Source organism: Lentzea sp. NPDC051208, assembly GCF_040682435.1.
GTDB classification, from domain to species: Bacteria; Actinomycetota; Actinomycetes; order Mycobacteriales; family Pseudonocardiaceae; genus Lentzea; species Lentzea kristufekii.
Genome location: NZ_JBFBAW010000008.1, coordinates 20,410 through 33,399 on the forward strand (window position 1 = coordinate 20,410; position 12,990 = coordinate 33,399).

Here is a 12,990-nt window from a genome sequence, read left to right on the forward strand (position 1 = left end):
CTAGTCCACGAACAGGCAGAACGGGTGCCCGTCGGGATCGAGGAGCACCCGCACGGTGTCCTGCGGCTGGGTCTCGGCGAGCACCGCTCCGCACGCCACCGCGTGCCGCACCGCCGCGTCGAGGTCGTCGACCCGCACGTCGAGGTGCTGCGACGCCGTCTGCTCACCCGGCACACTCGGCCACACCGGCCGGCGGAAGTGCCGCTCGCGCTCGAAGCCGAGCGAAAGCCCGCCCTCGACGCGCACCAGTGCCCAGCCGTCGTCCGCCGTCTCGACCGTGGCGCCGAGCAGCCGCGCGTAGAACGCGGCGAGCTCCCGGGGCTGCGACGTGCCGACCGTGACCGAGGTGAGGGAGAGGCGCACGCCGCTCACGCTAGTGGTGCGGCCGTCCGTTGTTGAGCGTTCAGTTGTTCAGCGCCTCACGCGCCGCCAGCGCCGCCCGGCAGGCGTGCACGAAGTCCCAGAACACCTCGGTCGTCGTGTGCCGCCGCCCCGGCCGCGAGTTCTCCCCGAACATCGCCGAACGCAGGGGAGTCGTCAGCTCCAGCTGCCCGCCTTGGCGCCCGCGGGTGCGGTTCGCGATGTTCGCCCGGTCGTAGCCGCCCAGGATCGGGTGGTCCACCGCGTCGATCGTGTGGAAACCCGCCCGCCGCAGCCGCGTCAGCAGCTCCAGGCGCAGCAACGCGTCCCGGCCGCCGACCAGCACCGCCCGGTCGTGGTCCTCCAGGCCCGCCGCGGCCGCGGTGCAGCCGTGCAGGCCCAGCGCGTGCGAGGCACCGGACACCAGCTGCCGCGCCACCCGGTCGTCGCAGTGCGACGACGTCACGTGCAGCTCGTCGTTGGAGGCCGTGCGCAGGCCCTCGAACATCCAGTAGTCGTGGGTCTGCCCGATCGGCACCCGCGTGGAGGGGTGGTAGCCCGCGATCGCGAGGCACAGTTCCGAGGTGCCGACCTCGATGCCACCGCCGTGCGGGGCGAGTACGACCGACGGGGTCCGGGGCCGGTGCCGCTTGAAGCGACGCCGGTAATCCACCCGTTCCACCAGTCGGGGATCTGCGTAAAGGTCGGAATTGGACGCGTAGACGTCCAGCGCCGCCCACTGAGGCTGCGGTCTCATGGCGGGCGGAAGCCTACCGGGCGTCACCCGGACGGCCGCCGCCCGCCAGTGCATCAGGCGTCGATCTGGCGCGGCGAGTCCTCACCCGCGGAGATCGCGATCTTGCGGGGCTTCGCGCGTTCCGCGATCGGAATCCGCAGCGTCAGCACACCCGCGTCGTACTTGGCGTCGATGTGGTCGGTGTCCAGGGAGTCACCCAGGAACAGCTGCCGCGAGAACACGCCCAGCGGCCGTTCCGACACCTGCATCTCGACGTCCTTGCCCACCGGCCGGCGCTCCGCCTTCACGGTCAGCACGTTGCGCTCGACGTCGAGGTCGATCGCGTCCGCCGGCACGCCCGGCAGGTCGAACGCCACCACGAACTCGTCGCCGTCGCGGTAGGCGTCCATCGGCATCGCCGTCGGCCGCGACCACGTCCCCGCGGACCCCAGCACCTGCTGCGTCAGCCGGTCCAGCTCACGGAACGGGTCAGTGCGCATCAACATCTGACACCTCCAGTCATCACTCGTAGGACTGTCAATGCGCTGCCCCACCGTTGTAGCATGTCGTCGAAACGATGACAAGTCCCCTGCGTCATCGGGAGGATGACATGACGAACGACTACGACGCGGTCCGGTCCGCGGCCGCCGCGCCCGGTGACGCCACCGAGGTCCTCGCGGCGTTGATGCTGCTCAGGCAGCTGCGTGACGAACTGTCCGGTTGGGAGCCCCAGCTCATCGAGGCCGCGCGGGCGCTGGGCACGAGCTGGGCCGACCTCGCCCCGGCCCTCGGTGTCGCCAGCCGCCAGGCCGCCGAGAAGCGCTACCTGCGCGTGCGCCGCACCGGCGAGGGCGGCACCGGTGACGAACGCGTGCAGGCCGAACGCGACCGGCGCGCGGGAGACAGGGCCGTCACCGCGTGGGCGCAGCAGAACGCCGCCGTGCTGCGGAACCTGGCCGCCCAGGTGGGACCGCACGACCCCGCCGTGCAACAGGCGCTCGCCGGCGAGGACGCGGCCGGCCTGCTCGGCCCGCTGGCGCAGGCCGGGCCCGGGCTGCGCGACGGGCAGCCCGGCCTCGCGCAGCAGATCGCCGACATCGGCCGGCACACCGACCAGCTGCGGGCCGATGCGCTAGAGCAGCGTCAGCCTCGCGGCTGAGGCGTCCAGTTCCGCGCTCACCCCCAGGGGCAACGACCACGAGCCCGCGCAGTGCCCGAACCCGAAATCACCCAGGATCGGCACCCCCAGCCCGGACAGCCGGTCCGCCAGCACCGCGGAGACGTCACCGCAGTCCGTCCACGACCCCAGCACGATGCCTGACACCGGCTCGAACCAGCCCGCCCGCAGCAGCTGCGTCAGGATCCGGTCCAGCCGGTAGGGCTCCTCACCGATGTCCTCCAGCAACGCGATCGCCCCCGGTGCCGGGGGCGCCCACCGCGGCCCGCCGACCGAGGCCGCCAGCAATGCCGCGTTCCCGCCCGTGAGCACGCCACGCGCCGTACCGGCCACCACCGGCGTTCCCGCCGTCCACGACCGCGTGCCCGCGAACAGCACCTCGCGCAGCCGTGCCTGCGCCAGCGGATCGTCGACGAAGTCCGAGGTGCCCGGCATCGGCCCGAACACCGTGGGCTGACCCACCGCGTTGAGCTCGGCGTGCAGCACCGTCACGTCCGACGAACCCACGAACACCCGCGGCGGCAGGTCCTTCCACGGCACCAGGTCCGTCATCCGCAGACACCCGTAGCCGCCGCGCACGCTGAACACCGCCGCCACGTCCGAGCACCACGCCGACACGAACTCCGCCGCCCGCGCCTCGTCGGACCCCGCCAGGTACGGCAACGACCACGGCCGCACCACCGGGGCGGTGACCTCCAGGCCCCACGACCGCAGCACCTGCGCGCCCGCGGCGATCCTCGAAGCCGGGGCCGGGCCGGCCGGGGACACCAGCGCGACCCGATCCCCGGCGCACAGCCGACTCACTCCGACAGGTCCAGCACCGGCACACCCGGAGGCACGAACCCGAACACCTGCCCGTAGAACGACAGCTCCGCCTCCAGCGCCGTCTTGATGTTCTCGGCCATCCGGAACCCGTGCTGCTCACCCTCGAACCGCAGGTACGCGTGCGGAATGCCCGACCCGGCCAGGTCCGCGGCGAACCGGTCGGCCTGCTCCGGCGGGCAGATCTCGTCCTCCAGGCCCTGCAACAGCAGCACCGGCCCCGACACCTGACGCGCCTTCGTCGACGGCGACCGGTCCCGGTAGCGGTCCGCGGCCTCCGGCAGCGTCCCGACCAGGCCCTCGACGTAGCGCGACTCGAAGTCGTGCGTCTCGCCGCCCTGCGACGTCCACCCCGCCAGGTCCAGGATCGGGAACGCGACCATGCCGCACCGGTAGACGTCCGTGGACGTCAGCGACGCCGCCGACGTCCAGCCGCCCGCCGAACCGCCCCGGATCCCCAGCCGCTTCGGGTCCGCCGTGCCCTCCGCGGCCAGCTGCTGGGCGACGAACGCGCAGTCCTGCACGTCCACCACACCCCACTGCTCGCGCAGCCGCTCGCGGAACGCCCGCCCGTAGCCGGTCGACCCGCCGTAGTTCACCGCCACCACACCGATGCCGCGGCTGGTCAGGTACGCGATGTCGATGTCGAGCTTGGGCAGCGCACGCCCCGTCGGCCCGCCGTGCACGTGCACCACGTACGGCGGCAACTCACCCTCGGGTCCCGCGAAGTCCGGGTTCGACGGGGCGTACACGTACGCCGGGATCTCACCGAACATCCGCTCGACCGGCACCGGCAGGTACGCGGCCTCAGGGGACTCCTGCCCGCCGGTGAGGTAGGTCAGCTCACCGTTGGACAGGTCCAGGCGCACCACGGCGAAGTCCGACGTCGGCCCCGCCGCCGCGCAGACCACCACACCGTCGCGCACCGACAGGTCCGGTACCCACGTCGGCAGGTCGGTCTGCACGTCGGTCACCGTCGCGGACCGCTCGTCGAGCACCGCCAGCTGCCCCGAGCGCACCACCAGGTACCGGCCCGGCGAGAGCGTCGCGAACCAGCGGTTGCCCAGCCGCCACATCGGCCCGCCCAGCTCCTCCTCGCACGGCGCCAGGTTCTTGCGCGTGCCGTCGGGGGAGACGCGGAACAGGTTCCACCAGCCGTCCGGGTCGGTCAGCGCCAGCAGGTCCTCGCCCTCCCACTCGAACTGGCACACCGCCTCCGTCGTCGACCCCGCGACCACCGCGTGGGTGGACGAACCGACCTCGGCCACGCACAGCTCGGTGCCGTCCCACGGCATCTGCGGGTGGTTCCAGCCGATCCACGCGAACCGCGTGCCGTCCGGGCTGATCTTCGGGCCGGTCATGAAGTGGTGCGACGCGCCCAGCACGCGGACCTCGCCCGCCGGGGTGATCGCCACCAGGTCGCGGCGCACGTCGGTGCGCGCGTCACCGGTGACGGTCTCCCGCACGCACCACACCTCGCCGTCCGGGCCCGCCGACAGGTCGGAGTAGCGCACCCCGTGGTGCCGCTGCGGCGCCTCGGTCAGCGGCTTGGGCTCGGGAGAGTCCGGGTCGAACACGTACACGCGCTGGTCGGCCCAATGCGTGAACGCCACCCTGTCCGGCGCCAGCACCACGAACGGCCGGCCGCCGTACTCGTGCACCCGGTTGCGGGCGTTCCACGGCGCGGGCAGCACCTCCACGCCGTCGCGCACCAACGCCACCCTGCCGCCCTCGGCAGGCCGGCTCTCCGCCCACCACACCTGCTCGCCGTGCAGGTCGGCCCACTGGAACCCACCGCCCGGTTTCGAGGTGTCGCCGGCGCTGATCGGCGAGGTCCAGGTCCCGTACGAAGCGATCTTCACCACAGCCCGACCCTATACGCGGAGTGTTTGGTGGGGGAGGACCTGCCGACGATCTCCGCGTGGCCTAGGGTCGTATCTGCCATGGCTCGCGTCATTCACGTATTCCGCGCACCCGACCGGTTCATCGCAGGAACCGTCGGGCAGCCCGGCGACCGCACCTTCTACCTGCAGGCCTCCGAGCAGAGCAGGTTGATCAGCGTCGCCCTGGAAAAGCAGCAGGTCCAGGTCCTCGCCGAGCGCATCGGCTCGTTGCTCGAGGAGGTGCATCGCCGCTTCGGCACCGACGTGCCCGACGACGCCCCGCCCGACGACCTCGACACCCAGCCCCTCGACGTGCCCGTCGAGGAGGAGTTCCGCGTCGGCACCATGGGGCTGGGCTGGGACGCCGAGTCCAAGGCGGTCGTCATCGAACTCCTCGCGGTCTCCGAGGAGGAGGTCGACGAGGCCGTCGTGCTCGACGACACCGAGGAAGGCCCCGACGCCGTGCGGGTCTTCCTGTCCCCGTCCGCCGCCCGCGCCTTCGCCGAACGCGCCGACCGCGTCGTCAACGCCGGCCGCAAGCCCTGCCCGCTGTGCAACGAACCGCTCGACGCGGACGGCCACATCTGCCCCCGGCAGAACGGCTACCGCCGCACCGAAGAAGACTGACGTGGACACCTCGGCGGCCCTGCGGTTGCTCGAACACGGCCGCATCGAGGTCGAAGGCCGCCTGGTCGACGCCTCCAACGCCACCTTGTTCTGCAAGATCTCGCTGGACGGCGTCGACGCCCAGTGCGTCTACAAACCCGTGCGAGGCGAACGGCCGCTGTGGGACTTCCCCGACGGCACGCTCGCCGGCCGCGAGGTGGCCACCTACCTGATCTCCGCCGCGTCCTTCGGCGTCGTGCCGCCCACCGTGCTGCGCCCCGGCCCGTTCGGCACCGGCATGGTCCAGCTGTGGATCGAGACCCGCGAAGAGGACGAACTCGTCGACATCATCGGCGTCGACGACGTCAAACCCGGCTGGATCCCCGTCTTCCACGCCCACGACCGCTTCGGCGACCCGGCCGTCCTCGTGCACGCCGACCACCCGCGCATCGCCGAGATGTCCGCCTTCGACGTCGTCGTCAACAACGCCGACCGCAAGGGCGGCCACGTCCTGCACGCCCTCGACGGCGCCGTGTACGGCGTCGACCACGGCATCTGCCTGCACACCGAACCCAAACTCCGCACCGTGCTGTGGGGCTGGGCCCGCGAACCCCTCCCCGAACACGTCGTCGAGTCGCTGCGCCGGCTGAGATCCGAGCTCGACGGAACCCTGGGGGAGTCGCTGCACGACCACCTCACCCGCGCCGAAGTCCGCGCCGTCGCCGAACGGGTCGACAAGCTGCTGGCCGCCGGTGTCTACCCCGAACCGTCCGGCGACTGGCCCGCCATCCCCTGGCCCGCGTTCTAGGCCGCCCGCCCGGCGACACCACCGTGATCCGTTCGCCCCGCGTCACTGCGCTCGGCGACCATGCAGTTGATCAACCCGCCCAAACCCCGCCCCGGCCGTGCTCGTCGGCCGCGCCAAGGCGTGGTCGTTCACCGACCAGGACACCGGCCGCGTCGCCTGCACCACCGCGCGGCGCGAAGCGGTCCTGCGGGCGTTCGCGCAGTACGTGCCCGCCACGATGATCGTCTTCGACGTCGACCTCGGTCACACCGACCCGCAGCTCGTCATCCCCGTCGGCGGCACCGTCGAGGTCGACGGCCCGGCGCGCACGATCACCGTCACCTACTGACGGTGGCGGTCATCGGTGAACTATTCCCTGCCCATTGACATCTTCCAATTGAGACAGCCCTGGGGTTTGACGGCGGATCATCGTGCCCCTATCTTCTGGGAGGCGTTCTGACCTGCATAAACATCAAATCATGAATGCGGGACACGGGTGACATGACCTATTTCGAACGAATCGTCGTGGTGGGTGCCGCCGATCTGGGCGCCTGGGCGGCCACATGCCTCGCACGCCGGTTCGGACCCGTTCACCTGATCGGACCCGGTCCCGAGACGCTGGCCGACATCGGCGTCCGGCGCTACCCGCACGCGGTCGTGCGCGACCTCGACCTCGACACCCCCGCCGTCATCGTCGACAACGACGGCGGACGGCTGCAGCGCCTGGTGTGCGACCGGCTGCTCATCGCCGGGTGGCCCGTGCCGTTGCTGCCGGTCAACCGGTGGGTCCTCGGCGGCAAGGTCGTCGTCGCCGGCGACGGGGCGGACCTGCGGCTGCTCTCGACGTGCTTCGACGCCAACGGACTGTGGCGACCGGCGCTGGCCGCCTACCAGGCCCGCCGCGAAACGGGAGCGAACTCGCTAATCTGAGCGGAGTGATCGACGACGAGGACAGAACCCGGCTGATCCGACGTTTCGGCGCCGATGTGACGGGGTGGATCGACGCGCTGCCCGACCTGGTCGCCACGCTCACCGCCCGCTGGGGCCTCACGCTCTTGCGGCACATGCCCGGCGGCACCGGCACCACGTTCCTGTGCACCAACGCCGTCCTCAAACTCACCCCGGACCACGACATCGCCGTGCACGAGGCACGGGCGCTGACCGCCTGGGCCCACACGCCCGCCATGGTCGACCTCCTCGACGCCGACCTCACCCGTGGCGCGCTGCTGCTGCAGCCGATCCGGCCCGGCACCCCCGCCACCGACCCGGCGAAGGTCGTCCCGCACCTGCACGAGGCGAAGCCCGCGGGGTTCCCGCCGCTCACAGCCCGCGTCGACTTCCTGTTCGAGACCGTGCTCACCCGCCGCACCGGCACCTACTACGCCACCGAACACCACCGCGCCCGCAAACTCGCCGGCGACAACGTCAAACCCGTGCTGCTGCACGGCGACATGCACCCCGGCAACGTCCTGCAAGGCCCGGACGGACCGGTCGCGATCGACCCGCGCGCCTGCATCGGCGACCCGGCGATCGACTGGCTCGACTTCGTGCACGGCGGACACGACCTGCACGGCGCCGACGTGGATCTCGACCGCGTCCACGAGTGGCTCACCGCCTTCAAACCGTTCTACGGCTAACCTTGCGAGCCGTGCGTTCCCACGACTACGGCCGCGACATCCTCTCGACCCCCAAGCGCAAGAAGGTCCCCGAGATCGCCGCCGAACCCGGCCTCGTCGTCGAGGACCCCGCCAGCGGCTTCTGCGGGGCCGTCGTGAAGTTCGAGTACGGCCAGGTCGTCCTGGAGGACCGCCACGGCCGCCACCGGCTGTTCCCGCTGCGCCCCGCAGGGTTCCTCGTCGACGGACACCCCGTCACCCTGGTCAAGCCCGCACCGCAGCCGGCCAAGCCCAAGATCACCGCGTCCGGCTCGGTCAAGGTCGAGGGTCTGCGCGCGCAGACCGCCAAGGCCAGCCGCATCTGGGTCGAGGGCAAGCACGACGCCGAGCTCGTCGAACGCGTCTGGGGTCACGACCTGCGCGTCGAAGGCATCGTCGTGGAACCCCTGCACGGCGTCGACGAACTCCCGCAGCGCATCGCCGAGTTCGGCACCGCGCCCCACCGCCGCCTCGGCGTCCTGGTCGACCACCTCGTCGCCGACTCCAAGGAACAGCGCGTCGTCGATCAGATCCGCGACGACAACGTGCTGGTCACCGGTCACCCCTACGTCGACATCTGGCAGGCCGTGAAGCCCCAGGCCGTCAAGATCAAGGCTTGGCCGGTCGTGCCGCGCGGCGTCGACTGGAAGACCGGCGTGTGCGCGCAACTGGGGTGGGGCGAGACGTGGGAGGGCTGGCAGCGCGTCCTCGGCGCGGTCTCCAGCTACCGCGACATCGAGTCCGACCTGCTCGGCGCCGTCGAACGGCTCATCGACTTCGTCACCGTCCCCCAGAACTGACCATCCCCCAGGACTGAACACGTCTCAGTCGGAGCGGCGCTGCGGAGTCCACGCGATCACGCTCGTGCCGAGCGCGCCGACCGCCAGGACGCCCAGCATCACGCCCAGCACCCAGAACACCTGGTCGTTGTCGGCCAGCGCGGAGTCCACGACCCGGCCGTCACGCAGGTCGTAGCGCACGGTCACGCGTGTTCCGGGCTGGTGCGCGGACCCGTTCTCCGACAGCGTCTCGACCTGCTTCGAGCCGTCGGGCAGCGCGTACTCGACCTTCACCGAGACGCTCTTGCCGGACTTCAGCCGCTCCAGCACCGTCGCCTCGGAACTGGCCCAGGACCGCTGCTCAGCCGAGGACTGCAGCACGATCACCAGCCCCACGACCGCGCCCGCGAGCACGAGCCCGGACACGAACCGGCCCCTGCGGGACTTCACCGACTTCGCCATCACGCCTCCTTCGCCCAGATCATCTGCCGTTGATCGATTTCGTTACGGTCCGGGGCCCAGCACGGTGAATCTCGGACCCCGGTGCTCCCCGTTGGTGTATGCATGGGCCATGGCCGCCCTGATCTGGCTGATCGTCGGGATACTGCTCGTCGTCGCCGAGGTTCTCTCCGGTGACTTCGTGCTGGTCATGCTCGGCACCGCCGCGCTGGCCGCGGCAGGGGCGTCGGCACTGGGTGCCGCCGACCTGGTGAGCGTGCTCGTCTTCGCGGCGTCGTCGGTGGGCCTGATCGTCGCGGCCCGGCCGCTGCTCAAGAAGCGGCTGCAGCTCGGCTCCGGCATCCGGATGCACCACGAGGCACTGCTGGGCGCCAGGGCCGTCGCGGTGACGAAGGTCGACGAGCACGGCGGGCAGGTCAAGATCGGCGGCGACACCTGGAGCGCGCGCACCCTCGACGGGTCCGTGGTCGAAGAAGGCGAAGCCGTCACCGTTGTCGAGATCTCGGGCGCCGTCGCCGTGGTGATAGCCGCGGTGTGAGCGCCCGCAGGAGGGTGTGAACCGAGTTGGACCCGATCACCGCTGTGATCGCCGCCGTCATCGCGATCTTCGTGCTGACCATCGCCGTCAAATCCGTGCTGGTCATCCCGCAAGCGCAGGCCGCCGTCATCGAACGTCTCGGCCGCTACCGCAACACCGCGGCACCCGGCCTGAACATCATGGTCCCGTTCATCGACAAGGTGCGGGCCCGCATCGACCTGCGCGAGCAGGTCGTGTCGTTCCCGCCCCAGCCGGTGATCACCCAGGACAACCTGACCGTGTCCATCGACACCGTCGTGTACTTCCAGGTCACCGAACCGCGCTCCGCGGTGTACGAGATCTCCAACTACATCGTCGGTGTCGAGCAGCTCACCATCACGACGCTGCGCAACCTCGTCGGTGGCATGAGCCTCGAAGAGACGCTGACCTCGCGTGACCACATCAACGGTCAGCTGCGCGGGGTGCTCGACGAGGCCACCGGACGCTGGGGCCTGCGCGTCGCCCGCGTCGAGCTCAAGTCCATCGACCCGCCGCCCTCCATCCAGGACTCGATGGAGAAGCAGATGCGCGCCGACCGCGAGAAGCGCGCCATGATCCTCACCGCCGAGGGCCAGCGCGAGTCGTCGATCAAGACAGCGGAAGGCCAGAAGCAGTCGCAGATCCTCGCCGCCGAAGGTGGCAAGCAGGCCGCGATCCTGTCCGCGGAGGGTGAGCGGCAGTCGCAGATCCTGCGGGCGCAGGGTGAACGTGCCGCCCGCTACCTGCAGGCGCAGGGTCAGGCCAAGGCCATCGAGAAGGTGTTCGCCGCGATCAAGGCGGGCAAGCCCACGCCGGAGGTGCTGGCCTACCAGTACCTGCAGACGCTGCCGCAGATGGCGCAGGGCGACGCGAACAAGGTCTGGATGATCCCGTCCGACTACGGCAAGGCCCTCGAGGGGTTCGCCCGCATGCTGGGCGCGCCCGGTGACGACGGCGTGTTCCGCTACGAGCCCCCGGCCACCGAGGAGGGTGAGACCTCACGCCCGGAGGACGAGGACGAGTCGGTCGCCGCCTGGTTCGACCTCAAGTCCGACCCGAAGGTCGCCGAGGCCGTCGCCGCCGCGGAGGCGGTGGCCCGTCAGGAGGTGCCCGGTCCGCTCAGCGGCATGCCGCGCCCGGTCGCCGGCACCTCGCCGCTGCCCGAACTGGCCGGGTCCGACTTCGAGACCGAGCAGCCCCGGTCGCTGCACCAGCCGGGCGACCAGGTCTGACCGCACGGCACCGAGCGGCCCATCCCGATCACCGGGGTGGGCCGCTCAGTCGTCTCACCAGCACGAACAGAAACTTCTGAAAAATTCCGGGTCGTGTGTCGATCGAACACCCCGCCCGTTCGACCTGGGCGTGAAAGGGTCCACAACGGACCCGCACGAACCCACTGGGAGACACCGAAATGAAGTTCATGCTGATCTGGCGCGTGACCTCCGACGAGGCCTGGGGCAACCTCGGTGAGATCGACTTCGACCAGATGCTCGAGACCGTCGGCAAGTTCAACGAGGAGCTGATCGAGGCCGGGGTCCTGATCGCCGCCGAGGGTCTCGCCCCCGCCGAGGAGGGCGTCGTCGTCGACTTCTCCTCCGAGCCGCCCGTGGTCACCGACGGCCCGTACGGGGAGACCAAGGAGCTGTTCAACGGCTTCTACCTGATCAACGTCCCCACCATCCAGGACGCCATTGAGTGGGCCAAGCGCACGCCGATGACCGCGGCCGGGTTCAAGACCGAGATCCGCCGCGTGCCCACGATCGACGAGTTCCCGCAGGACAACGAGTGGATCAAGAAGGAACGGGCCTGGCGCGAGTCCACCGGCCAGCTCTGATCTATTTTGGGCAGCATGAGCGACCCCACGGGACGCAAGGCCGTAGCGGCGGTGTGGCGCATCGACTCCGCGAGGATCATCGGTGCGCTCACCCGCTACACCGGCGACTTCGCGCTGGCCGAGGACCTGGCGCAGGAGGCACTGGCCGAGGCGCTGGTGACCTGGCCGCGCGAGGGCGTGCCGAACAACCCGGCGGGCTGGCTGCTCACCGTGGGCCGGCGGCGGGCGATCGACGCGTTCCGCCGCCGCAGCGCCCGTGACGAGAAGTACGCCGCGATGGCGCACCACCTGCCCGAGGGTGGCGCGCTGACCGGCGCCGATCCCGGCCCCGCGCCCGACGACGTGCTGTGGGACCCGGACCAGATCGACGACGACACCCTCGCGCTGATGTTCACCTCATGTCACCCGGTGCTGTCCCGCGAGGCCGGGGTGGCGCTGACGTTGCGGGTGATCGGCGGTCTGACCAGCGACGAGATCGCCCGTGCGTTTCTGGTGCCCACGGCGACCGTGCAGGCCCGCATCACCCGCGCGAAGAAGACCCTCGGCGCGGCCGGTGTGCCGTTCGAGGTGCCGCCGGTGGCGCAGCGGCCCGCGCGCCTGGCGCAGGTCCTCAGCGTCGTGTACCTGATCTTCACCGAGGGCTCGTCGGCGAGTTCGGGTGACGAGGTCATCCGCTTCGACCTGGCCGGGGAGGCGCAGCGGCTCGCCCGGATCCTGTCGCGGCTGATGCCGGAGGAACCCGAGGTCCACAGCCTGCTCGCCCTGCTCGAGCTCACCGCCGCCCGCTTCCCCGCGCGCCGCGGCCCCGACGGGGAGACCGTGCTGCTGGAGGACCAGGACCGGCGCCGCTGGGACCGTTCCGCCATCGCCCGCGGCCGCGCCGCGCTCGCGAAGGCCGCCGACGCCGGTCGCGGGTACGGCTACTACGGGCTGCAGGCCGCGATCGCCGAGTGCCACGCGCTGGCGTCGTCGGTCGAGGACACGAACTGGGGCCGCATCGTCGCCCTCTACGACGGCCTGGGCCGCCTCGCCCCGTCGCCGGTCGTGGACCTCAACCGGGCCGTCGCCGTCTCCATGGCCCAGGGGCCCGCCGCCGCCCTGCCGATCGTCGACGCGCTGGCGTCGGCCGACGCGTTCAAGGACTCCCACCAGCTCCCGGGCGTGCGCGGAGAGTTGCTGCGCCGCCTCGGCCGTCTCGACGAGGCCCGCACCGAGCTTGAGCAGGCGATTCGATTGTGCGGCAATGAACGCGAACGGGCCGTGCTGACGCGGAAGCTGGCGGAACTGCAGTCCATCTGACCACCGAGGGTGAACCTTAAATCGTTAGGGCGACATC

General features: G+C 71.0%; 17 protein-coding genes. 11 read left to right on the forward strand and 6 right to left on the reverse strand.

Translation table 11 applies throughout. The features are described 5' to 3' along the window. From AB0M48_RS20425 to AB0M48_RS20435, 3 genes are read right to left on the reverse strand one after another with little or no spacing between them, the layout of a single operon-like run. Window positions 1-363, reverse strand: coding sequence for a VOC family protein (locus AB0M48_RS20425; protein ID WP_363844083.1), 363 nt, complete (start codon window positions 361-363; stop codon window positions 1-3). 40 nt (window positions 364-403) lie between these two features. After that, window positions 404-1,117, reverse strand: a complete 714-nt coding sequence (locus AB0M48_RS20430; RefSeq protein WP_363844086.1) for a poly-gamma-glutamate hydrolase family protein — start codon at window positions 1,115-1,117, stop codon at window positions 404-406. Window positions 1,118-1,170: 53 nt separating this feature from the next. Further along, on the reverse strand, window positions 1,171-1,602 hold the full coding sequence (locus AB0M48_RS20435) for an Hsp20/alpha crystallin family protein (RefSeq protein WP_363844089.1): 432 nt from the start codon (window positions 1,600-1,602) through the stop codon (window positions 1,171-1,173). A 104-nt stretch (window positions 1,603-1,706) separates the two neighbouring features. On the opposite strand from AB0M48_RS20435, the gene AB0M48_RS20440 reads away from it, so the two are divergent. Next, window positions 1,707-2,255 (forward strand): HSP18 transcriptional regulator, encoded by a 549-nt coding sequence (locus AB0M48_RS20440; protein ID WP_363844092.1) that lies wholly within the window; start codon window positions 1,707-1,709, stop codon window positions 2,253-2,255. On the opposite strand, the gene AB0M48_RS20445 is transcribed toward AB0M48_RS20440, so the two are convergent. Further along, window positions 2,229-3,077 carry an LD-carboxypeptidase gene (locus tag AB0M48_RS20445; RefSeq protein ID WP_363844095.1) on the reverse strand — a complete coding sequence of 283 codons (849 nt, stop codon included), beginning with the start codon at window positions 3,075-3,077 and terminating at the stop codon, window positions 2,229-2,231. The two genes, AB0M48_RS20440 and AB0M48_RS20445, sit on opposite strands and share 27 nt — an antisense overlap. Then, window positions 3,074-4,960 (reverse strand): prolyl oligopeptidase family serine peptidase, encoded by a 1,887-nt coding sequence (locus AB0M48_RS20450; RefSeq protein ID WP_363844098.1) that lies wholly within the window; start codon window positions 4,958-4,960, stop codon window positions 3,074-3,076. Before AB0M48_RS20450 ends, AB0M48_RS20445 begins: the two co-directional genes overlap by 4 nt. Window positions 4,961-5,038: 78 nt before the next feature. Here AB0M48_RS20450 and AB0M48_RS20455 point away from each other — a divergent pair, with 78 nt between their 5' ends. The 6 genes from AB0M48_RS20455 to AB0M48_RS20480 all read left to right on the forward strand — a co-directional run bounded on the left by AB0M48_RS20455 (window position 5,039) and on the right by AB0M48_RS20480 (window position 8,826). Beyond that, entirely contained in the window at window positions 5,039-5,605 is a 567-nt protein-coding gene (locus AB0M48_RS20455; protein WP_266038803.1) for a DUF3090 domain-containing protein, read from the forward strand. 1 nt (window position 5,606) lies between these two features. Beyond that, entirely contained in the window at window positions 5,607-6,392 is a 786-nt protein-coding gene (locus AB0M48_RS20460) for an SCO1664 family protein (protein ID WP_363844102.1), read from the forward strand. A 97-nt stretch (window positions 6,393-6,489) separates the two neighbouring features. Beyond that, window positions 6,490-6,720 carry a hypothetical protein gene (locus tag AB0M48_RS20465; RefSeq protein ID WP_363844105.1) on the forward strand — a complete coding sequence of 77 codons (231 nt, stop codon included), beginning with the start codon at window positions 6,490-6,492 and terminating at the stop codon, window positions 6,718-6,720. A gap of 152 nt (window positions 6,721-6,872) precedes the next feature. Continuing rightward, complete coding sequence (locus AB0M48_RS20470; protein WP_363844108.1) at window positions 6,873-7,301, forward strand: hypothetical protein; 429 nt, start codon at window positions 6,873-6,875, stop codon at window positions 7,299-7,301. 5 nt (window positions 7,302-7,306) lie between these two features. Then, on the forward strand, window positions 7,307-8,008 hold the full coding sequence (locus AB0M48_RS20475) for a fructosamine kinase family protein (RefSeq protein WP_363844111.1): 702 nt from the start codon (window positions 7,307-7,309) through the stop codon (window positions 8,006-8,008). Window positions 8,009-8,019: 11 nt separating this feature from the next. After that, a complete protein-coding gene (locus AB0M48_RS20480; protein ID WP_363844114.1) occupies window positions 8,020-8,826 on the forward strand; it encodes a DUF3097 domain-containing protein in 807 nt (268 codons plus the stop codon). Between the two features lie 24 nt (window positions 8,827-8,850). Here the strand turns inward: AB0M48_RS20480 and AB0M48_RS20485 are convergent, their stop codons facing one another. Then, window positions 8,851-9,267 (reverse strand): DUF3592 domain-containing protein, encoded by a 417-nt coding sequence (locus AB0M48_RS20485; protein ID WP_363844117.1) that lies wholly within the window; start codon window positions 9,265-9,267, stop codon window positions 8,851-8,853. A 109-nt stretch (window positions 9,268-9,376) separates the two neighbouring features. On the opposite strand from AB0M48_RS20485, the gene AB0M48_RS20490 reads away from it, so the two are divergent. From AB0M48_RS20490 to AB0M48_RS20505, 4 genes are all read left to right on the forward strand, one after another. Beyond that, complete coding sequence (locus AB0M48_RS20490) at window positions 9,377-9,802, forward strand: NfeD family protein (RefSeq protein WP_363844120.1); 426 nt, start codon at window positions 9,377-9,379, stop codon at window positions 9,800-9,802. A 26-nt stretch (window positions 9,803-9,828) separates the two neighbouring features. Next, a complete protein-coding gene (locus tag AB0M48_RS20495) occupies window positions 9,829-11,052 on the forward strand; it encodes an SPFH domain-containing protein (RefSeq protein WP_363844123.1) in 1,224 nt (407 codons plus the stop codon). 179 nt (window positions 11,053-11,231) lie between these two features. After that, window positions 11,232-11,654, forward strand: a complete 423-nt coding sequence (locus tag AB0M48_RS20500) for a YciI family protein (RefSeq protein WP_363844126.1) — start codon at window positions 11,232-11,234, stop codon at window positions 11,652-11,654. Window positions 11,655-11,669: 15 nt separating this feature from the next. After that, window positions 11,670-12,953: an RNA polymerase sigma factor gene (locus tag AB0M48_RS20505; protein ID WP_363844129.1), complete on the forward strand. Its 1,284-nt coding sequence runs from the start codon at window positions 11,670-11,672 to the stop codon at window positions 12,951-12,953. Window positions 12,954-12,990: the final 37 nt, after the last annotated feature.